The sequence below is a fragment of the Kitasatospora sp. NPDC057595 genome (assembly GCF_042800875.1).
In the GTDB taxonomy this organism is placed as follows: domain Bacteria; phylum Actinomycetota; class Actinomycetes; order Streptomycetales; family Streptomycetaceae; genus Kitasatospora.
Genome location: NZ_JBHVGL010000002.1, coordinates 319,415 through 340,397 on the forward strand (window position 1 = coordinate 319,415; position 20,983 = coordinate 340,397).

Here is a 20,983-nt window from a genome sequence, read left to right on the forward strand (position 1 = left end):
CGTCAGTTGCGGACGGTGTCCTCGAGCTTGAGCTGGTCGATCTTGTCCTTGACGGCGGCGAGTTTCTCCGGGCAGTACACCGAGAGCACGATCGTCTCCGCGAGGATCACCTCGCGGTCGGAGAGCACCGGGCGCTGGCCGGGTCCGTCCGCCCCGGTGGACATGCCGTACTTCCACTGCGCCTGCTGCAGCGCGCCGGCCGGATCGGCGCAGACCGCGCCGCCGTCCTCGCCCAGGGTGTGCACGATCTGGTTCTGCGAGGGCACCGGGTAGCCGGCGGCGGTCAGCGCCTCGGAGAGCTGCTTGGCCTTGCGGTTGGCCTCGTTGGTGTCGTGCAGCTGGGTGTAGGTGAGCAGACCGGTGATCAGCATGCCGACCAGCAGGACGATCGCGCCGAGGTAGATCCAGCGGTGCCGGGAGGCCATCAGGTTGCGGGTCATGACGCACCGCCCTCGGCCGGACCCTCGGCCGGACCCTCGGCCGGGCCCTCGGCGCGGTGCAGCTCGGCGGCCTCCTGCGCGGCGAGCTCGGCCCGTGCGTCGGGTGAGCGCCACTCCGGCTTGCGCAGCCGCAGGAACAGGTACGGGATCAGCAGCCCCAGGATCACCAGGCCGCCGCCGACGATCGCCACGTACGACCAGGCCGAGCCGCTGCCGAACTGCGAGGAGGGCACGAACCCGATCGCCATCGCCGCCGCCGAGGCCACCAGACCGGTCACCGAGATCGGCACCAGCGCGGGTGCCCGGTAGCCGCGCGGGTGGTCGGGCCGGGTGCGGCGCAAGCGGATCGCGGCGGCGAACATCAGCAGGTAGACGATCAGGTACACCTGCGTGGTGATCACCGAGAAGATCCAGTAGGCGCTGGAGACGTTGGGGATCAGGGCGTAGGCGAGGGCGATGACCGTGGTGATCACGCCCTGGGTGACCAGCAGGTTCTGCTGGACGCCCTCCTTGTTGAGGTGCTGCAGGAACGGCGGGAGGTAGCCCTCCTGGCGGGAGATCATCAGCAGGCCCTTGGACGGCCCGGCGAGCCAGGTGAGCATGCCGCCGAGCGAGGCGGAGACCAGGGCCACCGCGATCACCGGGGTGAGCCAGCCGATGTGGAAGTACTGGAAGAAGGCGTCGAAGGCCTGCATCACGCCGGCCGTCAGGCTCAGCTCGCTGGACGGCACCACCCAGCTGATCGCCAGCGCGGGCAGGATGAAGATCGCGAGCACCATCCCGGAGGCGGTGAACATCGAGCGCGGGAACTCCCGGGCCGGGTCGCGCAGCGAGGAGACGTGCACCGCGTTCATCTCCATGCCGGAGTAGCTGAGGAAGTTGTTGACGATCAGCACCAGGCTGGCCAGGCCGGCCCACTCCGGGAACAGGTGCGCGGCGTTCATCGGGGCGGCGGAGCCGTTGCCCTGGCCGAGGAAGACGAAGCCGAGCACGACCAGCAGCGTGCCGGGGATCAGCGTGCCGATGACCAGGCCCGCCGAGGAGAGGCCGGCCACCGCCTTGGTGCCCCGGGAGGAGACCCAGACGCCGGTCCAGTACAGCACCATGATCACCAGCGCGGTGTACGGGCCGTTGTTCGCCAGGGAGGGGTTGACCACGTAGGCGATGGTGGAGGCCACGTAGGCGAGCAGGGACGGGTAGTAGAAGATCGTCATCGCGAACTGGCACCAGACGGCCAGGAAGCCCAGCGGCTTCGACAGGCCCTCGGACACCCAGCGGTAGACGCCGCCCTCCCAACCGGACGCCAGCTCCGCGGAGACCAGCGCGGTCGGCAGCAGGAAGACGACGGCCGGGAGCAGGTAGAGGAAGACGCAGGCGAGGCCGTAGACCGCCATGGTCGGGGCGGAGCGGAGGCTGGCCACCGAGGCGGTGGTCATGAAGGCGAGCGTCAGCCAGGACATCCGGGGGGCGTTCGCCAGCCGGGTGGCCGCCGCGCCGGTGTGTTCCCGGGTGGCCGCCTCCGGCCCTCCGCCTCCGCCTCCGCCGTCCGGGCCTGTGCCTGGGCCTGTGCCTGGGCCTGTGCCTGGGCCTGTGCCTGGGCCCGTGCCTGGGCCCGTGCCTGGGCCTGAGCCGCCAGGACTGCCCTGGCCGGACGACGGTATGTCCATGGAACTCATGCGTCCTCCTGGGGTGGCCCGTCGGCGCTGGGCCGTACCCGGCCAGTTCACCCGGTTGGCGCGGGAGCCGCATGCGGCGTGCACCCGCACGGGTGAGCGGGCGTCAGGAGGGCGGGTCGGCCGCGGGTCGGCTCAGGGGGTGGGTGTTCCCACGGGCGCCGCCGTCTGCTCGGGCCAGGCGGAGCGGCGCAGCGACCGCCCGGCCGTCGCCGCGGCCAGGCCCGCCGTGAGCAGCGCGGCCACCGCGCCGAGCGCCGTCGCGGGGGAGAAGTGGTCGAGCAGCAGTCCGCTGCCGACCATCCCGGCCGGCATGCCGACCGTGAACAGCGTCAGCGTCGCGGAGATCACCCGGCCGCGCAGCGCGTCCGGGACCCGGCTGAACACCAGCAGGTCGATCATCACCCGCAGTGTCGGGATCCCCAGGCCCACCACGAACAGCGCCGTGAAGACGGTGACCGGCCCGCCGGGCAGCAGCGGCGCGAGCATCGTCGGGACGGTCAGCCAGGACACCGCGAGCAGCAGCACCCCGGGTCCGGCCAGCCGGTGCAGCCGGCTCACCAGCAGCGCGCCGGCCAGCGCCCCGACGGCTTCGCCGGCCAGCGCCAGGCCGATGCCGGCGCTGGAGGTGCCCTGGCCGCGCAGGATCACCATCACCGGCAGCAGCATCGCGGCGCCCGCGACGTTGATCAGCAGGACGACGGCGAGGATCGGGCGCAGCAGGGCGTTGCCGGCCAGGTAGCGGTAGCCGGCCAGGGCGCTGCCGGTGGTCCCGTCCGTCCCGGTGGCCCCGTCCGTCCCCGTGGTCCCCTTCATCCCCTTCGTCCCGGACTCCGGCCCGCCCGGGAACTTGACCACCAGCGCGGCGGTGAGCGCGAGCAGCGAGGCGACCGCCGTGCCGATGAACGGCGCGCTCCGGCCGAGGCCGAACAGCGCGCCCGCCAGCGGCGGCCCGACCAGGCCCGCCCCGCTCATCCGCGCCTCGTCCTGTGCGAGTGCCTGCCGCAGCTGCTCGGGCGGCACCACCGAGCGCACCGCGATCAGCCGGACCGGGCCGGTGTACGCGATGGTCGCGCCGATCACCACGGCCACCAGCAGGGTGTGCGCGACGGTCAGCCGGTCCAGCGCCATGGCGAGCGGGACGCTGGCGCAGGCGGCCAGTCGGACGGAGTCGCCGACGATCAGCAGCCGGCGCCGGTTGTAGCGGTCGGCCGCCGCGCCGCCGTGGATGCCGAAGAGGACGGCGGCGCCGATCTGCACGGCCCCGAACGCTCCGGCGAGTGTGGAGGAGCCGGTGAGCGCGAGCAGCAGCAGCGGGTACGCGGTGTCGGCGATCTGCAGGCCGAGGGTGGCGCCGGCCTGGCCGGCCCAGAGTGCCTGGAAGCGCCAGTTGCGCCGCAGCGGGACGGGCGGCGCCGCGTCCGGGGCCGCGTGCGGGGTCGCGGTGTCGGTCTTCATCGGTGGCCTCCCCCTCGTCGCCACTCACCATGGCGTCATCATTCACGAATGCGTGAATGATGACGGGAATGTGACCGCTTGCGCAAGGGTGAACGCGCGATTGCCCGGGTCCACGGCCATCTGCGAGGGTGGGCCCGTGGTCGAGAACGTCGAGAACCCCGAGAACGCCGAAAGTGCTGTGAGCGCTGTGAGCACCGACGGAGCGATGGTCGCCGCCCCCGCGGTCCTGAAGGAGCGCCGGGTGGAGGACGCCGCCACCCTCAAGGCCCTGGCCGACCCGCTCCGCCTGGCGATCCTCGACGTCCTGATGGCGGCGGGCGACTCCGGCCCGCTCACCGCCAAGGAGATCGCCGCCGCGCTCGACGAGCCGCAGACCAAGCTCTACCGGCACATCAAGCAGCTGGAGAAGGTCGGCCTGATCGGCGTCGCCGGCACCCGGCTGGTCTCCGGCATCGTGGAGAGCCGCTACGCCCCGGCGCAGGCGTCACTGCGGGTCGCCCCGGAGATCTTCGCGCCCGGCTCGCCGACCCGGGTCGACGCCTACGACGCCCTGCTCGCCGCGATGGACCGCGTCCGCATCGACTTCCGCGCTCACGCGGTGGCCGACCGCATCGACTTCGGCACCTCGCGGGAGGCTGACGCGACCGGTCTGCCGGGCATGTTCTCGCACTTCACCTACCGGCTCACCCCCGAGCGGATGCGCCGGTTGCGTCGTCAGCTCGACGCGATCTTCGACGAGTTGGGCGCCGAGGGGGAGAGCGACGCCGAGGACGCGGTGGAGGCGACCCTGTTCACCCTGCTCTACGGCGTCCGCCCCGAGCAGGGGACCGACTCTCGGACTGATACCCGACCGGGCACGGAATCGTAAACGTCGGGCGGACTGTCGGTGCCATGGTTCACGATGACTTAATGTCATACGAACTTCAGGCGCTGATCGGCCCGGCGGAGCTGGTCGCGGTGGCGGCCGCCGAGGTTTCGGCGGCCCGCTCGCGACCGCTCGCCCAGGGCCTGGCGCTGATCCCGGCCACCCCCGAGTTCCTGGCGGCCCTCCGGTTCGGCGACGAGGAGCCCGCTCACCCGGGCGCCGCCGGCTTCCACTGGTTCTCCGTCGGCCTCGAACGCCGGCTCGCCGCCTGGTCCAAGGCCGGCCCGATCGCCTGCGTGGAGGCCGACTTCTTCGGCGGCACCGGCACCCAGCGCGCCGCCCTCTGGGCCGACGGCCGCCTCGCGCTGGGCCCGTTCACCAGCGGCGAGCCCGGCCCCTTCCCGCCCGAGGGCAGCCCGATCTCCCGCGTCCTGCGCCACCTCGGCGTCCACCTCCCGGCCGGCACCGCCGACCGCGACGAGTTCGACGCCGTCGGCCTCGCCGCCCACCGCACCACCGCCGCCTGGGCCACCCCTGACTGACCCCCGGCGAACGCCCCCCGCGAACGACGGCGGCCCCGGTCGGAAGCCCTTTCCAGAGCTCCCGGCCGGGGCCGCCGCTCGGCTCAGCGGTAGTTCACGTACTGGATCGCGAAGTCCAGGTCCTTGCCCTTGAGCAGTGCCTGGACGGCCTGCAGGTCGTCACGGCTCTTCGAGCTCACCCGGAGCTCGTCGCCCTGGACCTGGGCCTTCACGCCCTTGGGGCCCTCGTCACGGATGATCTTCGCGATCTTCTTGGCATCGTCCTGGGAGATGCCCTCCTTCACGTCCGCGAAGATCTTGTACTCCTTGCCGGACAGCTGAGGGTCCTTGGCGTCCAGCGCCTTCAGCGACAGACCGCGCTTGATGAACTTGCTCTGCAGCACGTCCAGGATGGCCTTGACGCGCTCCTCGCCGTTGGCCTTCATCTCGATCGTCTCGCCGGAGCGCTTGATGTCGGCGCCGACGTTCTTGAAGTCGAAGCGCGTGGAGATCTCGCGGGAGGTCTGGTTGATCGCGTTGTCGACCTCCTGCCACTCGACCTTCGAGACGATGTCGAAACTGGAGTCGGCCATGGGTGTTGGTCTCCTTGATGTTCTGGCTGCACTGAGGCGGCCCGCCCCACCGGGCGCCCGCCGCCCCAAGCCTATCCAGCCCACCCCCGCCCCCGCCCGGGACAGCCACGCCACACCCGTCGATCCCGCCCCACGGAACCGGGTGGCGAACCACCCCCCGGCATCGGGTAAGGTTTACCCAGTCGAACGGGGCAAGCCCCCGGGAGGCAAAAATCCTGGCTGGTTGCCCGAGCGGCCAAAGGGAGCAGACTGTAAATCTGTCGCGCAAGCTACGCAGGTTCGAACCCTGCACCAGCCACAGGATGGATGGACGGCCCCCGATTCACGGAGACGTGAGTCGGGGGCCTTTCGTCGTTTTCGGGGCTCATCGGGGGAGGGTGAGGAGGAGGGCGGCGGCGGTGGGGGTGTCGGGGGCGGTGTGGGTGGGGGTGGGGTGGGACGGGGGGAGGGGCGGGGGCGGGGTGGGGGTGATCCAGATGGAGCGGAGGCCGGCGGCGTGGGCGCCGGCGAGGTCGGTGTCGGGGTTGTTGCCGACCATCCAGTCGGCGGAGGTGAGGGTGCGGCCGAGGCGGGCGGCGGCGAGGTGGAAGATCCCGGGGTCGGGTTTGCGGGCGCCGGCCTCCTCGGAGACGCAGACGACGTCGACGGCGGGGAGCAGGCCGGTGCGGGCGAGTTTGGCGCGCTGGATGTCGGTGGAGCCGTTGGTGACGACGGCGATGGTCCAGCCGGCCGCGCGGAGTGCGGCGAGGGCTTCGGGGACGCCGGGGATCAGGCGGGTGCGGGCGGCCTCGTGGGTGACGTGCTGCTTCCAGAGGGTGGCTCCCGAGTAGGGGAGGCGGTAGCGGGCGCCGATGCGGCCGAAGCCGGACGGGGAGCGGTCGGCGCGGAAGAGGGCGTAGACGACGGGGGCGGCCTCGGGGGGCAGGTCGTGGGCGGCGCAGAAGGCGGGGGTCCAGGCCTCGGGGCCGCCGTCGCGTTCGACCAGGGTGTGGTCCAGGTCGATCAGGAGGAGGGGTGAGGAGGACAGGACGGAAGGAAAGAGCTGAGGGTGAGGTGGCATGTGCGGAGGGTAGCGGATGAAGGGGGGTGGGGGTTATTGCGAATGGCTTGCAATTACATGGATGAGGCAGCACAGTGGTGGGGCAGGGTGGGGTCGGACCGTTCAGCTCGGCCGCCGGGAGTCCTTCCCAGGAGCCGATCGTCTTCCCAACCGGCGCCCGCCGGGACAAGCGGTCCGCCCATCCTGCCCAGCCGCCGTCAGAGGCCCGTCAAGGGCGGGCGGCGGCGCGTCAGGAACGCGTAGGGGCCGTGGGGTGGGACCGGCCGCCGCCCGCAGGATCGGAGCAACCGATCGACCGCGGAGGTTCCGTCCGATGTCCAGCCCCCTCGCCCCGGCCGCCGCCGCGACCCCCGCGGCCGAGCCCGAGCCGCCGGATACCGGCGCGAGCGCGGCGGACCGGCACCGGCTGACCGCGCTCGGCGGTCTGGCGGCGCTCTCCCTGGACGCGATGGCCTCGGTGGCGTACGGGCCGGAGTCCGTGGTGCTGGTGCTCGCCGCGGCGGGGGCGTACGGCCTGGGGTTCACGCTGCCGGTCACGGCGGCGATCGCGGTGCTGCTGGTGGTGCTGGTGGCCTCCTACCGGCAGGTGATCGCGGCCTTCCCGGACGGCGGCGGCTCGTACGCCGTGGCCAAGGCGCACCTGGGCCGGCGGACGGCGCTGACCGCCGCGGCCTCGCTGGTGATCGACTACATCCTGAACGTGGCGGTCTCGGTGACGGCCGGCGTGGCGGCGCTCACCTCCGCGGTGCCGGGCCTGTACGACGACCGGGTCTGGCTCTGCCTGGGCGTGCTGGCGCTGGTGACGGCGGTGAACCTGCGCGGGATCGCCGAGTCGGCCCGCTGGTTCATGGCGCCGACGGCCGTCTTCGTGCTGTCGATCCTGACGATCGTGGTGGTCGGCCTGTTCCGGGACGCGCCGGTGAGCACCGCGGCGGCCGACGGCCACGCCTCCGTGCTGGCCGACAACGCGACGGCGGTGGGCGCGTTGCTGCTGCTCAAGGCCTTCGCGGCCGGGTGCTCGGCGCTGACCGGCGTGGAAGCGGTGGCGAACGCCGTCCCGTCCTTCCGCGTGCCGGGCGTGAAGCGCGCGCAGCGCACCGAGGTCGCGCTCGGCGCGCTGCTCGGCGTGATGCTGATCGGACTGGCCCTGCTGATCGGCCGCTTCCACCTCCAGCCGGTCGAGGGCGTCACCGTGCTCGCCCAGCTGGCCGACGCCTCGCTCGGGCACGGGGCCGCCTTCTACCTGGTGCAGTTCGCCACCGTGGTCCTGCTCGGGCTGGCCGCCAACACCTCCTTCGGCGGCCTGCCGGTCCTGCTCCACCTGCTGGCCCGCGACAACCACCTGCCGCACGTCTTCGCGCTGCGCGCCGACCGCCAGGTGCACCGGCACGGCGTGCTCTTCCTGGCCGCCGTCTCCGCGCTGCTACTGGTCGGCTCGGGCGGTGACGTCAACAGCCTGGTCCCGCTCTTCGCGATCGGCGTGTTCGTCGGCTTCACCGTCTGCCAGGTCGGCATGGTCCGCCACTGGTGCCTGCTGAAGCCGGCCGGCTGGCGGTGGAAGGCGGCGCTGAACGGGTTCGGCGCGCTGCTCACCGGCACCGCCGCCCTCGTCGTCACCGGCACCAGGTTCACCGAGGGCGCCTGGGGCATCTGCCTGGCCCTGCCGCTGCTGGTGCTGCTGTTCGAGGCGGTGCACCGCGGCTACGCCCGGATCGGCGAGCGGCTGGAGCTCGGGCGCGTCCCCGGACCGCTCACCCCGCAGCGCAGCCTGGTCGTGGTCCCGGTCACCGCCATCACCCGGCTCACCCGCGACGGCCTGTCCGCCGCGCTCTCGCTCGGCGACGAGGTCGTCGCCGTCACGGTCGTCCACGAGCCCGCCGAGGCCGAGGCGCTGCGCCGGGACTGGGAGCTGTGGCGGCCCGGCGTTCCGCTGGTCGAGATCGCCGACGGCCACCGCCGCCTGGGGCAGCCGATCGCCGCCTTCGTCAACGACCTCGCCGCCGAACACGTCTACGACCGCCTCACCGTCCTCATCCCCGAGGTCGAGCCGGTCCGCCCCTGGCAGCGGGCGCTGCAGAACCGCCGCGGCGCGGTGATCGACCGGGCGCTGCGCCGGCACACCGACGCAGTGGTCTGCCGGCTCCGGCTGCGGATGTGAACGGCCCGGGGAGGTGAACGGCCCGGGGAGGTGAACGGCCCGGGGAGGCGAGCGGTGCGGGGAGGTGAACGGCCCGGGGAGGCGGGCGGTGCGCGGAGGTGAACGGCGCACGAATGCGAACAGCCCCCCCTGATGGAATTGCGCCGATATGCCCCATATAAATGGAGCGATCGTCATATCTTGACGATGTCTTAACGGCCCTCCTCGGCGCCCTCGAAACGCCCCCGACCCGCCGGGAAAGCCCGTCCATAGCGGCTTCGACCAGCGGAAACATCCCGCCCGTCCGTCCCGCCGGACGCCGTCGGCACGCCGGAACGGCCCATTGCGCGCCTGTCGCACGCGCTTACGCTCGCCGATGTGTTCAACGTGCCCCAGGCGCTCAAGCGCCTCGTGATCGGCAAGGCCATGCGCAGCGAGGAGCTCGGCGAGACGCTGCTCCCCAAGCGCCTGGCCCTGCCGATCTTCGCCTCCGACCCGCTCTCCTCGGTCGCCTACGCGACCCAGGAGATCCTGCTGGTGCTCACCGTCGGCGGCACCGCCTTCCTCTACCTGACCCCGTGGGTCGCGGCCGGCGTGGTCGCGCTGATGGCGGTCGTGGTGATGTCCTACCGCCAGGTCGTGCACGCCTACCCGAGCGGCGGCGGCTCCTACGAGGTGGTCTCCCGCAACCTGGGCGCCAACTCGGGCCTGGTGGTGGCCGCTTCGCTGCTGGTCGACTACGTGATGACGGTCGCCGTCTCGGTGGCCTCCGGCGTGGACAACATCATCTCGGCGCTGCCCTCGCTGGCGGACCACCGGGTGGAGCTGGCGCTCGGCTTCGTCCTGCTGCTGATGGCGATGAACCTGCGCGGCGTGCGCGAGTCCGGCAAGGCCTTCGCCGCGCCGACCTACCTCTTCATCGGCGCGATCCTGCTGATGGTGGTCACCGGTCTGATCCGGGTGGCGTTCGGCCACGCGCCGGTGGCGTCCAGCGCCGGGTACGGGATCGTTCCGGAGGACGGCAAGGACAGCCTGGCGGGGCTGGGGCTGCTGATGCTGGGCCTGCGGGCCTTCGCCTCCGGCTGCACGGCGCTGACCGGGGTGGAGGCGATCTCCAACGGTGTGCCGGCGTTCCGGGCACCGAAGTCGCGCAACGCCGCCGCCACGATGGCCGTGATGGGCACCACGGCCGTGGTCATGTTCGTCGGCATCACCTCCCTGGCGCTGATCTCCAAGGTCCACATCACCGACGACACCTGCCACCTCACCGGCTTCCCCGGGGACTGCGCGAGCGCGCCGCAGCAGACCGTGATCGCCCAGCTGGCGGCGGCGATCTTCGGCGGCGACCACAGCGTCCTCTTCTACGCCGTGCAGGCGGTCACCGCGCTGGTGCTGATCCTCGCGGCCAACACGGCGTTCAACGGCTTCCCGCTGCTCGCCTCGATCCTGGCCGAGCACCGCTACCTGCCCCGCCAGATGCACACCCGCGGCGACCGGCTGGCCTTCTCCAACGGCATCATCGCGCTCGCGGTGGTGGCCGGCGGGCTGCTCTGGCTGTACGACGCGGACGTCACCAGCCTCATCCACCTCTACATCCTGGGCGTCTTCACCTCGTTCACGCTGTCGCAGATCGGCATGGTGCGGCACTGGAACCGGGCCCTGGCCGGGGAGACCGACCCGTCGGTGCGCGGCGCCGCCCAGCGCTCCCGGGCGATCAACTTCTTCGGCGCGGTCACCACGGCGCTGGTGCTGGTCATCGTGCTGCTGACCAAGTTCACCCAGGGCGCCTGGCTGGCGGTGGTCGCGGCGGTGGTGCTGTGGCTGATGATGCGCGGCATCCGCCGGCACTACGACGGCGTCGCCGAGGAGCTGGCGGTGGACGACGTGCGGGCCGCGTCGGTGCGGCCGTCCAAGGTGCACGGCATCGTGCTGGTCTCCCAGGTGCACAAGCCGACCCTGCGGGCGCTCGGTTACGCGCAGGCGTTCGCGCCGGACTCGCTGGAGGCGCTCACCGTCGCGGTGGAGCAGGACGCCACCGGGGAGCTGGAGCGCCGGTGGCGGGAGCTGGACGTCCAGGTGCCGCTGAAGGTGCTGGACTCGCCGTACCGGGAGATCACCAAGCCGGTGGTGCAGTACGTGCGGGACCGGCGGCGCAGCAGCCCGCAGGACGCGGTGGCGGTGTTCATCCCCGAGTACGTGGTCGGCCGCTGGTGGGAGCACCTGCTGCACAACCAGTCGGCGCTCTGGCTGAAGAGCCGGCTGCTGTTCACACCGGGGGTGATGGTGATCAGCGTGCCGTGGCAGCTGACCTCCTCCAGCCGGGCGAACCGGCCCTCGCGGCGCGCCCCCGGCGCGGTCCGGCGCGGCGAGCCGGCGTCCCGCCCGGAGCACGGGGAGCCGGAGCGCGAGAGGTCGCCCGAGCGCGCGTAGCCACCGCGCGGGGGAGGAGCAGGGCCCCGGACGGCACCCGCCGTCCGGGGCCTTCGCGTACCCGGTCACGGTCGGGACAAGCCGCCGTATGGAGCCCGTCAACAATCGAACGGGCGCCGTATGGAGGGCGTCAAGAGATCCGTTGACGCTCCGTGAGCGCGGTTGGCTGGCATGGCCGGCCCGCCGCCGGCGCCGTGCCCCGCAGGTCCGTGGTTCGCCCCGGACGCGGGCAGCGGCCACCTCCGAGCCACCGTGGTGGAGCCATGTCCGATCTCATCTACGTCGCCGTCACGCTCGCCGTGTTCGGCGTCATCGCCCTGATCGCGCGGGGGGTGGAGAAGCTGTGAGCGCGGAGAACGTCGTGGGTCTCATCGTGGCCGTCGCGCTCGTCGGCTATCTCGTCCTGGCGCTGATCTACCCGGAGAAGTTCTGACATGGGCTCGACTCTCGCGGGCTGGCTGCAGGTCCTCGCCCTGGTGGGCGCGCTGGCCCTGTGCTACCGGCCGCTGGGCGACTACATCGCCCGCATCCTCACCACCTCCAAGCACCTGAGAGCCGAGAAGGCGCTCTACCGGGTGATCGGCGTGGACGCCGACGCCGACCAGCGCTGGCCGGTCTACCTGCGCTCGGTGCTGGCCTTCTCGGCCGTCTCCGTGCTCTTCCTCTACGGTCTGATCCGCCTCCAGCAGTGGCTGCCGCTGGGCCTGGGCGTCGAGCAGATGCCGGGCCACCAGGCCTGGAACACCGCGATCTCCTTCGTCGCCAATACCAACTGGCAGTCCTACAGCGGCGAGGCCGCGATGGGGCACCTGGCCCAGATGGCCGGCCTGGCGGTGCAGAACTTCGTCTCCGCGGCCGTCGGCATCGCCGTGGTCGCGACCCTGATCCGCGGCTTCACGCGCAACCGCACCGACCGGGTCGGCAACTTCTGGGTCGACCTGACCCGGATCAGCGTGCGGCTGCTGCTGCCGGTCGCGGTCGTCTTCGCGCTCGTCCTGGTGGCGAGCGGCGTGGTGCAGAACTTCCACGGCTTCCACGAGGTGGCCGGCCTGGCGGGCGACCCGCAGGCGGTCCCGGGCGGCCCGGTGGCCTCCCAGGAGGTCATCAAGCTGCTGGGCACCAACGGCGGCGGCTTCTACAACGCCAACTCGGCGCACCCGTTCGAGAACCCGAGCGGCTTCTCCAACCTGGTCGAGGTCTTCCTGATCCTGCTGATCCCGTTCGCGCTGCCCCGCGCCTTCGGCCGGATGGTGGGCGACCACCGCCAGGGCTACGCGATCGTCTCGGTGATGGCGCTGTTCTGGATCGCCTCGACGGCGCTGATCACCCTCTCCGAGTCGCAGCACGCGGGCAGCGCCCTGCAGGCGGCCGGCGGGGCGATGGAGGGCAAGGAGCAGCGCTTCGGCATCGCGGCGTCCAGCCTGTTCGCGGCGTCGACGACGCTCACCTCGACCGGTGCGGTGAACTCCTTCCACGACTCGTACACGCCGTTCGGCGGCGGTCTGACGATGTTCAACATGATGCTGGGCGAGATCGCGCCCGGCGGGGTGGGCTCGGGCCTGTACGGGATGCTGGTGCTGGCGGTCGTGGCGGTCTTCGTGGCCGGTCTGATGGTCGGGCGCACCCCGGAGTACCTGGGCAAGAAGCTGGGCGGGCGGGAGATGAAGTTCGCCTCGCTGTACATCCTGACCACGCCGACGCTCGTGCTGGTCGGCACGGGTGTGGCGATGTCGCTGCCGGGTGAGCGGGCCGGGATGCTGAACTCCGGTGCCCACGGCTTCTCCGAGGTGCTGTACGCGTTCACCTCGGGCGCGAACAACAACGGTTCGGCGTTCGGCGGCATCACCGTGAACACCGACTGGTACGACACCGCGATCGGTCTGGCCATGGTGTTCGGCCGGTTCCTGCCGATGGTCTTCGTCCTCGCCCTGGCCGGCGCGCTCGCGCAGCAGCAGCCGGTCCCCGCCACCCCGGGCACCCTGCCCACCCACAAGCCGCTGTTCGTGGGCCTGCTGTCGGGCGTCGTCCTGATCGTCGTCGGCCTCACCTACTTCCCGGCCCTGGCTCTCGGGCCGATCGCGGAAGGTCTCTCCTGATGTCCTCCACCCTGACCGAAGAATCCGAGCAGGCCGGGAAGCCGGCCGCGCAGCCGCCGACGGCGTCCGCCGGGGCGCCGCACCGCGTGGCGAGCGGGCTGCTGGACCCCAGGCTGATCCTGGCGTCCCTCCCGGACGCGGTGAAGAAGCTCGACCCCCGGGTGATGGTCAAGAACCCGGTGATGTTCGTGGTCGAGGTCGGCTCGGTCGTCACCACCGTCTCCGCGATAGCCGACCCGTCGGTGTTCGCCTGGTCGATCACCGTCTGGCTCTGGCTGACCACCGTGTTCGCCAACCTGGCCGAGGCCGTCGCCGAGGGCCGCGGCAAGGCGCAGGCGGACACCCTGCGCCGCACCAAGACCGACACCCTGGCCCGCCGCCTCACCGACTGGCCGGCGACGCGGGCCGAGGAGGAGGTGGCCGGCACCGCGCTGCGGCTCGGCGACCACGTGGTGGTCGAGGCCGGCCAGGTCATCCCCGGTGACGGCGACGTCGTCGAGGGCGTCGCCTCCGTCGACGAGTCCGCGATCACCGGCGAGTCCGCGCCGGTGATCCGGGAGTCGGGCGGCGACCGCTCGGCGGTGACCGGCGGCACCAAGGTGCTGTCCGACCGGATCGTGGTGAGGATCTCCTCCGAGCCCGGCAAGACCTTCATCGACCGGATGATCGCCCTGGTCGAGGGCGCCGCCCGGCAGAAGACGCCCAACGAGATCGCGCTCAACATCCTGCTGGCCTCGCTGACCATCGTCTTCCTGGTCGCGGTCGTCACCCTGCAGCCGATGGCCACCTACGCGGGCGCCCCGCAGTCGATGATCGTGCTGGTCGCGCTGATCGTGGCGCTGATCCCGACCACCATCGGCGCGCTGCTCTCGGCGATCGGCATCGCCGGCATGGACCGGCTGGTCCAGCGCAACGTGCTGGCGATGTCCGGGCGCGCCGTCGAGGCCGCCGGCGACGTCAACACCCTGCTGCTCGACAAGACCGGCACCATCACCCTCGGCAACCGCCAGGCCGCCGAGTTCCTCGCGGTGACCGGCGTGGCCACCGACGAACTGGCCGACGCCGCCCAGCTCTCCTCCCTCGCGGACGAGACGCCGGAGGGCCGCTCGATCGTCGTCCTGGCGAAGACCGGCTACGGCCTGCGGGCCCGCGCCCAGGGCGAGCTGGACCACGCCACCTGGGTGCCGTTCACCGCGCAGACCCGGATGTCCGGCGTCGACCTCGACGAACCGGAAGGGCTCCAGCAGGTCCGCAAGGGCGCGGCCGCGGCCGTGTCCAACTGGGTCGGCGCCAACGGCGGCACCGTCACCGACGAGGTGTCCGCCCTGGTCGACGGCATCTCCGCGGCCGGCGGCACCCCGCTGGTCGTCGCCACCCGGGTCGGTGAGGCGCCCGCCCGGGTCCTGGGTGTCATCCACCTCAAGGACGTGGTGAAGGAGGGCATGCGGGAGCGGTTCGACGAGCTGCGCCGGATGGGCATCAAGACCGTCATGATCACCGGCGACAACCCGCTGACCGCCCGGGCCATCGCGGAGGAGGCGGGCGTGGACGACTTCCTCGCCGAGGCCACCCCCGAGGACAAGATGGCCCTGATCAAGAAGGAGCAGGCCGGCGGCAAGCTGGTCGCGATGACGGGCGACGGCACCAACGACGCCCCCGCCCTCGCCCAGGCCGACGTCGGGGTCGCGATGAACACCGGCACCATGGCGGCCAAGGAGGCCGGCAACATGGTCGACCTGGACTCCAACCCCACCAAGCTGATCGAGATCGTCGAGATCGGCAAGCAGCTCCTGATCACCCGCGGCGCCCTGACCACCTTCTCCATCGCCAACGACGTCGCGAAGTACTTCGCGATCATCCCGGCGATGTTCGCGGCGGTCTACCCGGGCCTGGAGAAGCTCAACATCATGCACCTGCACAGCCCGCAGTCCGCGATCACCTCGGCCATCGTCTTCAACGCCCTGGTCATCATCGGCCTCATCCCGCTGGCCCTGCGCGGTGTGAAGTACCGCCCCTCCGACGCCGGTTCGCTGCTGCGCCGCAACATCGGCCTCTACGGCTTCGGCGGCCTCGTCGTCCCCTTCGTCGGCATCAAACTGATCGACCTCGTCGTCCAGTTCATCCCCGGCCTCAACTAACAAGAGAGGAGAGCGTTTCATGTCCAAGCCCCTGCCCACCGCCGTGCGCACCCACCTCACCGCGCTGCGCGCCCTGCTGGTCCTGACGGTGCTCCTCGGCATCGCCTACCCGCTGCTGGTCACCGGCATCTCCCAACTGGCCTTCGCCGACAAGGCGAACGGCTCGATCGTGAAGGTCGACGGCAAGGAGGCCGGCTCCAGCCTGCTGGGCCAGAACTTCAACCTGCCCAAGCAGAACCCGGACGACCCGGACGAGGCCCCCCGGCCGGACCCGCGGTGGTTCCAGCCGCGGCCCGGCGCCTACGACCCCAAGGCCTCCGGCGCCTCCAACCTGGGCCCCAACAGCGAGGACCTCACCAAGACCGTCGAGGAGCGCCGCCAGGCCGTCGCCGCGTTCGACGGCGTCAGCCCGGCGAGCGTCCCCGCGGACGCGGTCACCGCCTCCGGCTCCGGCCTCGACCCGCACATCTCCACCGCCTACGCCCGGGAACAGGTCGACCGGGTCGCCAAGGCCCGCGACCTGCCGGTGGACACCGTCCGCGAGCTGGTCGACCGGTACACCGACGGACGCCCACTCGGCTTCCTCGGACAGCCGGGCGTCAACGTCGTGCTGCTGAACAAGGCGCTGGCGGAACAGAAGTGACGACCATTCACCGAGAAGTCGAATGACCGGGCCGGCCCGGGCGAGCGGAACACCCGCCGCCCGGGCCGGCCGCCCGTGTCCGCGCACCACCGACCTGCCAGCCACGCAAGGAAAGAGCAGCGCCCATGGCCCGCGACCTCACCCCCGGCACCGGTCACCGACGCGGCCGGCTGAGGGTGTACCTCGGCTCCGCCCCCGGTGTCGGCAAGACCTACCGGATGCTGGACGAGGCACGGCGCAGACACGACCGCGGCGCGGACGTCGTCGTCGGCTGGATCGAGTGCCACGGCCGCCGCCACACCGAGGCGATGCTCGACGGCCTGGAGGTCCTGCCGAGGGCCCACCGCTCCTACCGGGACGCCGACTTCGAGGAGATGGACCTCGACGCGGTGCTGGCCCGCCGGCCGGCCGTCGCCCTGGTCGACGAGCTCGCCCACACCAACGTCCCCGGCGGGCGCAACGGCAAGCGCTGGCAGGACGTCGAGGACCTGCTCGACGCCGGGATCGACGTCATCACCACCGTCAACGTCCAGCACCTGGAGTCGCTCAACGACGTCGTCCGCAAGATCACCGGCATCCCGCAGCGCGAGACCGTCCCGGACGAGGTGGTCCGCCGGGCCGACCAGATCGAACTCGTCGACATGGCCCCCCAGGCGCTGCGCCGCCGGATGGCCCACGGCAACGTCTACCGGGCGGAGAAGGTGGACGCCGCGCTCTCCCACTACTTCCGGGTCGGCAACCTCACCGCCCTGCGCGAACTCGCCCTGCTCTGGGTGGCCGGGCGGGTGGACGAGGGCCTGCGCGACTACCGGGCCAGCCACAACATCGACCGCGTCTGGGAGACCCGCGAGCGCGTCGTGGTCGCCCTCACCGGCGGTCCCGAGGGCGAGACCCTGATCCGCCGCGCCGCCCGCATCTCGGACCGCACCGCCGGCGGCGACCTGCTCGCCGTCCACGTCACCCGCAGCGACGGCCTGGCCGGCGCCTCCTCCGGCGCCCTCGCCCAGCAACGGCAGCTGGCGGAGAGCCTCGGCGGCAGCTACCACGTGGTCGTCGGCGACGACATCCCCACCGCGCTGCTCGCTTTCGCCCGCGCCCACGACGCCACCCAGCTCGTGCTCGGCACCAGCCGGCGCGGCCGGATCGCCCGTTTCCTCACCGGTCCCGGCATCGGCGAGACCACCGTGGACGCCTCCGAGGACATCGACGTCCACATGGTCACCCACGCGTTCACCGGCCGCGGCCGGCTGCCCGCGCTCGGCCGCCGCCACTCCCGGCGGCGCACCGTCGCCGGCTTCCTCTCCGGCCTGGTGGTGCCCTGGCTGCTGACCGCGCTGCTCTCGCAGTTCCACGAGACGGTCAACCTCACCACCGACGCGCTGATCTTCCAGCTCGGCGTGGTGGCGGTGGCCCTGCTCGGCGGCGCGACCTCGGCCCTGGTGGCCTCGCTGGTCGCCTCGGTGCTGCTCAACTACTTCTTCATCCCGCCGGTCCACAACTTCACCATCGGCGAGACCAACAACATCATCGCCCTGGTGGTCTTCGCCGCCGTCGCGCTGACCGTCTCCACCGTGGTCGACCACGCCACCCGGCTCACCGCCCGGGCCGCCCGGGCCACCGCCGAGGCCGAGACCCTCTCCACCCTGGCCGGCAGCGTGCTGCGCGGGGCCGACGCGCTGCCGGCCCTGCTGGAGAAGTCCCGCACCGCCTTCGGGATGCGCACCGTCGCCCTGCTGGAGCGCACCGGCGGCGAGGTGCTGGCCTCCTGCGACGGCGACGGCGGCAGCGGCGGTGGTGGCGGCGGTGGTGGCGGCGAACCCGACCCCGGGCAGGCCGACGGGACCACCGAGGTCCCGGTCGGCGCCGACGCCGTCCTCGTCCTCACCGGCCGTCGGCTGCCCGCCGCCGACCAGCGGGTGCTCACCGCCTTCGCCGCGCACGTCGCCGCCGCCCTGGAACGCGACCGGCTCGCCGTGGTCGCCGCCGAGGTCGAACCGATCAGGGCCGCCGACCGGATGCGCACCGCCCTGCTCGCCGCCGTCAGCCACGACCTGCGCACCCCGCTCGCCGCAGCCCTCGCCTCGGTCGGCTCGCTGCGCAGCCCCGACGTCGAGTTCTCCCCGGAGGACCAGGCCGAACTCCTCGCCACCGCCGACGAGTCGCTGGTCAAACTCACCCGTCTGGTGGACAACCTGCTCGACATGAGCCGCCTCCAGGCCGGCGCGCTCACCCTCCACCTCGCCGAGACCCACCTCGACGAGATCCTGCCGCGCGCCCTGGACTCGCTCGCCGACCCCTACGCGCCCGTCCAGCCGCTCGACCTGGAGAGCGTGCCGCCCGTGCTCGCCGACCCGCCGCTGCTGGAACGCGTGCTCGCCAACGTGATCACCAACGCCCTGCGGTACAACGCCCCCGGCGCGCCCGTCCTGGTCGCCGCCAGCCACCACGCCGGTCAGGTCGAACTGCGGGTGATCGACCGCGGCCCCGGCATCGCCCCCGAGGACCGCGACCGGGTCTTCCTGCCCTTCCAGCGCCTCGGCGACACCGACAACACCCAGGGCGTCGGCCTCGGCCTCGCCCTCTCCCGCGGTCTGGCCGAGGCCATGGGCGGCAGCCTGGAGGTCGAGGACACCCCGGGTGGCGGCACCACCATGCTGCTCACCCTGCCCGCCGTGAAGCCGCCCACCGCGAAACCGCCCACCGCGAAGCTGCCCTCCGAGGGGGAGGTCCCCGTATGAGCGAGATCCTCGTCGTCGACGACGAGCCCGCGCTGCTGCGCACCCTGCGGATCAACCTCGGCGCCCGGCAGTACGCCGTCCGCACCGCCACCACCGGCGGCGAGGCCCTGGACCGCGCCGCGCACCGCGCCCCCGACGCCGTCCTGCTCGACCTCGGCCTGCCCGACCTGGACGGCATGGACGTGCTGCGCGGCCTGCGGCGCCGCAGCGCGGTGCCGATCATCGTGCTGTCCGGCCGCTCCGGCGCCGCCGACCGGATCGGCGCACTGGACGCGGGCGCCGACGACTACCTCACCAAGCCCTTCCTGATGGAGGAACTGCTGGCCCGGCTGCGCGCGGTGCTGCGCCGTCCGCCGGCCGCCGACGGTCCGGCCGCGCCCGCACCGGTGATCGGCGACCACACCGTGGACCTCGCCGCGACCACCGTGACCGGCCCGGACGGCCCGGTGCGGCTCACCCCGACCGAGTGGCGGATCCTCGCCCTGCTGTTGGCCAACCCGGGCCGGCTGGTGCCGGGGCGGCAGATCCTGCGCGAGGTCTGGGGACCGGCCCAGGAGCAGCGCGGCAACTACCTGCGGGTCTACCTGGCCGGGCTGCGGCGGAAGCTGGAGCGCGACCCGGCCCGGCCGCGCCATCTGATCACCGAGCCGGGGATCGGCTACCGCTACGAGCCCTGAGGCCCGCCCGGGCGTCAACAAGCCGTCAAGGACGGCGGCCCCGCCGCCAACAGGCCGTCAAGAGGCGCCGGAACCACCCGTTCGCGGGCGTAGCGTCAGCGGTGAGGAAGCGGCCCCGCTCCATGTGGGGGATGTCCGGGGCCGCTTCGCCGCTCAGGCGGCCAGCAGTGGGGTAGGGGCGCGCGGCACAGGGCCGCGCGCCCCGATCACTCGTTCGGCCCGCGCCCGTCCGTGCCGTCCGACTGCCGGGGCAGCGCCAGGACCACCGTGTCGGCGAACTCGCGCACCGCGCTGGTCCGGCTGACCACCCGTCCGCTGTGCACCACCAGCCGGCTGTGTCCGCCCGCCAGCGCCCCGGCCAGGCTGTCCCCGCGCACCGCCAGCAGTTCGGCCGGGAAACCGGCGTCCACCCGGACCGGCGGCAGCCCGAGCGCCACCCGCGCCTGGTTGGAGACTGCGTCGTACGCCGCCTCCACGTCCATGACGCCGCCCGCCACCAGCAGGTACGCGGCCTCCAGCGGATCGGCCCGCCCGACCGGGTTGGCGCCGTCCCGCAGCGATCCGCTGCCGGCCGCCAGTGGCACCCGGGCCTTCACCAGTTCGCGCAGCAGGGCCGGCCGCTGCCCGGCGGCCAGGCCTTCCAGCCCCGCGCAGCCGCCGCTCTGCGGCAGGCAGACCACCCGGATGCCGGCACTGGCCAGCACCGTCGAGGCGCCCGGTGCCAGCGACCCGCACGGCCCGACCACCACCCGCGGCCGCAGCGGCGCGAGCGCCCCGGCCAGCCGGGCCAGCCGGCCCGGGTCGGCGGCGGTGGTGTGCAGGTCCACCGGGCAGTCCGCCTCCCGGGCGGCCTCCAGCAGCAGCTCGACGTAGCCCGCCGGGTCCGGGTCCAGCTCGGGGCAGCCGCCGGCCGCGGTGGCGCCGAGCTTGAGCGCCTCCCGCAGCTGGGCCCGGCCGTCCGCCCCGGCCCGGCCGGTGAGCAGCCGGGGCATCGCCACGGCCTGCAGCTCGGCGAGGCCGCGCAGCGCCTGCTGGGCGGTGAGCACCGCCTCCAGCCGGCGCAGCCCGTGCACGTCGCCGATCCGGACGTGGGTGCGCTGGGCGGTCGAGCCGTAGCCGAGCGAGGTCAGCGCGGCCTCGGTGACCCGGCGGGTGAGGTCGGTGGAGGTCTCCGGCGGCGGCGCGGACAGGGCGGCGGAGAAGGCCACGTCGTAGTGGGCGTGCGCCTCGGCCGGGGCCGGCAGCAGCAGGTAGCCGCGCAGGTCGATCCGGGCGCCGGTGGTGACGGTGGGGGCGCCGGGCAGCGCGGGCAGCGGCCCGAGCCCGCCGGCGGTGCCGACGGCCTGGATCCGGTCGCCGCTGATCCGTACGTCCACCACCCGGCCGTCCGCCAGCCTGGCCCCGGTGAGCAGCAGGACGGGTCCGTGCCCGAGCGGGTTGGCGGCCGGGCCGGATCCGGGCTGCGGTCCGTCGGCGGCTGCGCTGTCCATCGCCCGGCTCCTTGCTCGCGTCCG

16 protein-coding genes and 1 tRNA gene are annotated in these 20,983 nt (G+C 72.8%); 11 read left to right on the forward strand and 6 right to left on the reverse strand.

The features are described from left to right. Window positions 1-2: 2 nt before the first annotated feature. The 3 genes from ACFU9E_RS04875 to ACFU9E_RS04885 all read right to left on the reverse strand — a co-directional run bounded on the left by ACFU9E_RS04875 (window position 3) and on the right by ACFU9E_RS04885 (window position 3,571). On the reverse strand, window positions 3-440 hold the full coding sequence (locus tag ACFU9E_RS04875; protein WP_380682235.1) for a hypothetical protein: 438 nt from the start codon (window positions 438-440) through the stop codon (window positions 3-5). Next, window positions 437-1,900: an APC family permease gene (locus tag ACFU9E_RS04880; RefSeq protein ID WP_380682236.1), complete on the reverse strand. Its 1,464-nt coding sequence runs from the start codon at window positions 1,898-1,900 to the stop codon at window positions 437-439. The genes ACFU9E_RS04875 and ACFU9E_RS04880 overlap by 4 nt, the downstream gene beginning before the upstream one ends. 348 nt (window positions 1,901-2,248) lie before the next feature. After that, window positions 2,249-3,571: an MFS transporter gene (locus ACFU9E_RS04885; protein WP_380682237.1), complete on the reverse strand. Its 1,323-nt coding sequence runs from the start codon at window positions 3,569-3,571 to the stop codon at window positions 2,249-2,251. A gap of 187 nt (window positions 3,572-3,758) precedes the next feature. Between ACFU9E_RS04885 and ACFU9E_RS04890 the strand changes: the two genes are divergently transcribed. Further along, on the forward strand, window positions 3,759-4,439 hold the full coding sequence (locus tag ACFU9E_RS04890; protein ID WP_380682238.1) for an ArsR/SmtB family transcription factor: 681 nt from the start codon (window positions 3,759-3,761) through the stop codon (window positions 4,437-4,439). Window positions 4,440-4,480: 41 nt separating this feature from the next. Next, window positions 4,481-4,978 carry a hypothetical protein gene (locus ACFU9E_RS04895; RefSeq protein WP_380682239.1) on the forward strand — a complete coding sequence of 166 codons (498 nt, stop codon included), beginning with the start codon at window positions 4,481-4,483 and terminating at the stop codon, window positions 4,976-4,978. 83 nt (window positions 4,979-5,061) lie between these two features. Here ACFU9E_RS04895 and ACFU9E_RS04900 read toward each other — a convergent pair whose 3' ends face one another. Beyond that, the gene (locus tag ACFU9E_RS04900; RefSeq protein ID WP_380682240.1) at window positions 5,062-5,550 is read right to left on the reverse strand and encodes a YajQ family cyclic di-GMP-binding protein; all 489 of its coding nucleotides are present in this window, start codon (window positions 5,548-5,550) and stop codon (window positions 5,062-5,064) included. Between the two features lie 217 nt (window positions 5,551-5,767). On the opposite strand from ACFU9E_RS04900, the gene ACFU9E_RS04905 reads away from it, so the two are divergent. After that, window positions 5,768-5,848, forward strand: a tRNA-Tyr gene (locus ACFU9E_RS04905). Window positions 5,849-5,914: 66 nt separating this feature from the next. Here the strand turns inward: ACFU9E_RS04905 and ACFU9E_RS04910 are convergent. Further along, window positions 5,915-6,610, reverse strand: a complete 696-nt coding sequence (locus ACFU9E_RS04910; protein ID WP_380682241.1) for an HAD family hydrolase — start codon at window positions 6,608-6,610, stop codon at window positions 5,915-5,917. A gap of 313 nt (window positions 6,611-6,923) precedes the next feature. On the opposite strand from ACFU9E_RS04910, the gene ACFU9E_RS04915 reads away from it, so the two are divergent. The 8 genes from ACFU9E_RS04915 to ACFU9E_RS04950 all read left to right on the forward strand — a co-directional run bounded on the left by ACFU9E_RS04915 (window position 6,924) and on the right by ACFU9E_RS04950 (window position 19,469). Further along, on the forward strand, window positions 6,924-8,768 hold the full coding sequence (locus ACFU9E_RS04915; protein WP_380682242.1) for an APC family permease: 1,845 nt from the start codon (window positions 6,924-6,926) through the stop codon (window positions 8,766-8,768). Between the two features lie 405 nt (window positions 8,769-9,173). After that, window positions 9,174-11,177 (forward strand): APC family permease, encoded by a 2,004-nt coding sequence (locus ACFU9E_RS04920; RefSeq protein WP_380682244.1) that lies wholly within the window; start codon window positions 9,174-9,176, stop codon window positions 11,175-11,177. Window positions 11,178-11,520: 343 nt separating this feature from the next. Further along, the gene (gene kdpF, locus ACFU9E_RS04925) at window positions 11,521-11,610 is read left to right on the forward strand and encodes a K(+)-transporting ATPase subunit F (protein ID WP_380688612.1); all 90 of its coding nucleotides are present in this window, start codon (window positions 11,521-11,523) and stop codon (window positions 11,608-11,610) included. A 1-nt stretch (window position 11,611) separates the two neighbouring features. Beyond that, window positions 11,612-13,273 carry a potassium-transporting ATPase subunit KdpA gene (kdpA, locus tag ACFU9E_RS04930; protein ID WP_380688614.1) on the forward strand — a complete coding sequence of 554 codons (1,662 nt, stop codon included), beginning with the start codon at window positions 11,612-11,614 and terminating at the stop codon, window positions 13,271-13,273. Continuing rightward, window positions 13,273-15,411 (forward strand): potassium-transporting ATPase subunit KdpB, encoded by a 2,139-nt coding sequence (kdpB, locus tag ACFU9E_RS04935; RefSeq protein WP_380688616.1) that lies wholly within the window; start codon window positions 13,273-13,275, stop codon window positions 15,409-15,411. Before kdpA ends, kdpB begins: the two co-directional genes overlap by 1 nt. 19 nt (window positions 15,412-15,430) lie before the next feature. Further along, window positions 15,431-16,054 (forward strand): potassium-transporting ATPase subunit KdpC, encoded by a 624-nt coding sequence (gene kdpC, locus ACFU9E_RS04940; RefSeq protein ID WP_380688618.1) that lies wholly within the window; start codon window positions 15,431-15,433, stop codon window positions 16,052-16,054. A 125-nt stretch (window positions 16,055-16,179) separates the two neighbouring features. Beyond that, window positions 16,180-18,792, forward strand: a complete 2,613-nt coding sequence (locus ACFU9E_RS04945) for an ATP-binding protein (RefSeq protein ID WP_380689484.1) — start codon at window positions 16,180-16,182, stop codon at window positions 18,790-18,792. Further along, entirely contained in the window at window positions 18,789-19,469 is a 681-nt protein-coding gene (locus ACFU9E_RS04950) for a response regulator (RefSeq protein WP_380689486.1), read from the forward strand. Before ACFU9E_RS04945 ends, ACFU9E_RS04950 begins: the two co-directional genes overlap by 4 nt. Before the next feature lie 206 nt (window positions 19,470-19,675). On the opposite strand, the gene ACFU9E_RS04955 is transcribed toward ACFU9E_RS04950, so the two are convergent. Next, on the reverse strand, window positions 19,676-20,959 hold the full coding sequence (locus tag ACFU9E_RS04955; protein WP_380686415.1) for a hydrolase: 1,284 nt from the start codon (window positions 20,957-20,959) through the stop codon (window positions 19,676-19,678). Between the last annotated feature and the right edge of the window lie 24 nt (window positions 20,960-20,983).

Bases quoted from the DNA above. Each gene is read 5' to 3' on its own strand.
- ACFU9E_RS04875 (WP_380682235.1), bottom strand. From the start codon at position 440: ATGACCCGCAACCTGATGGCCTCCCGGCACCGCTGGATCTACCTCGGC.
- ACFU9E_RS04880 (WP_380682236.1), bottom strand. From the start codon at position 1,900: ATGTCCTGGCTGACGCTCGCCTTCATGACCACCGCCTCGGTGGCCAGC.
- ACFU9E_RS04885 (WP_380682237.1), bottom strand. From the start codon at position 3,571: ATGAAGACCGACACCGCGACCCCGCACGCGGCCCCGGACGCGGCGCCG.
- ACFU9E_RS04895 (WP_380682239.1), top strand. From the start codon at position 4,481: ATGTCATACGAACTTCAGGCGCTGATCGGCCCGGCGGAGCTGGTCGCG.
- ACFU9E_RS04900 (WP_380682240.1), bottom strand. From the start codon at position 5,550: ATGGCCGACTCCAGTTTCGACATCGTCTCGAAGGTCGAGTGGCAGGAG.
- ACFU9E_RS04910 (WP_380682241.1), bottom strand. From the start codon at position 6,610: ATGCCACCTCACCCTCAGCTCTTTCCTTCCGTCCTGTCCTCCTCACCC.
- ACFU9E_RS04915 (WP_380682242.1), top strand. From the start codon at position 6,924: ATGTCCAGCCCCCTCGCCCCGGCCGCCGCCGCGACCCCCGCGGCCGAG.
- ACFU9E_RS04920 (WP_380682244.1), top strand. From the start codon at position 9,174: ATGCGCAGCGAGGAGCTCGGCGAGACGCTGCTCCCCAAGCGCCTGGCC.
- kdpA (WP_380688614.1), top strand. From the start codon at position 11,612: ATGGGCTCGACTCTCGCGGGCTGGCTGCAGGTCCTCGCCCTGGTGGGC.
- kdpB (WP_380688616.1), top strand. From the start codon at position 13,273: ATGTCCTCCACCCTGACCGAAGAATCCGAGCAGGCCGGGAAGCCGGCC.
- kdpC (WP_380688618.1), top strand. From the start codon at position 15,431: ATGTCCAAGCCCCTGCCCACCGCCGTGCGCACCCACCTCACCGCGCTG.
- ACFU9E_RS04945 (WP_380689484.1), top strand. From the start codon at position 16,180: ATGGCCCGCGACCTCACCCCCGGCACCGGTCACCGACGCGGCCGGCTG.
- ACFU9E_RS04950 (WP_380689486.1), top strand. From the start codon at position 18,789: ATGAGCGAGATCCTCGTCGTCGACGACGAGCCCGCGCTGCTGCGCACC.
- ACFU9E_RS04955 (WP_380686415.1), bottom strand. From the start codon at position 20,959: ATGGACAGCGCAGCCGCCGACGGACCGCAGCCCGGATCCGGCCCGGCC.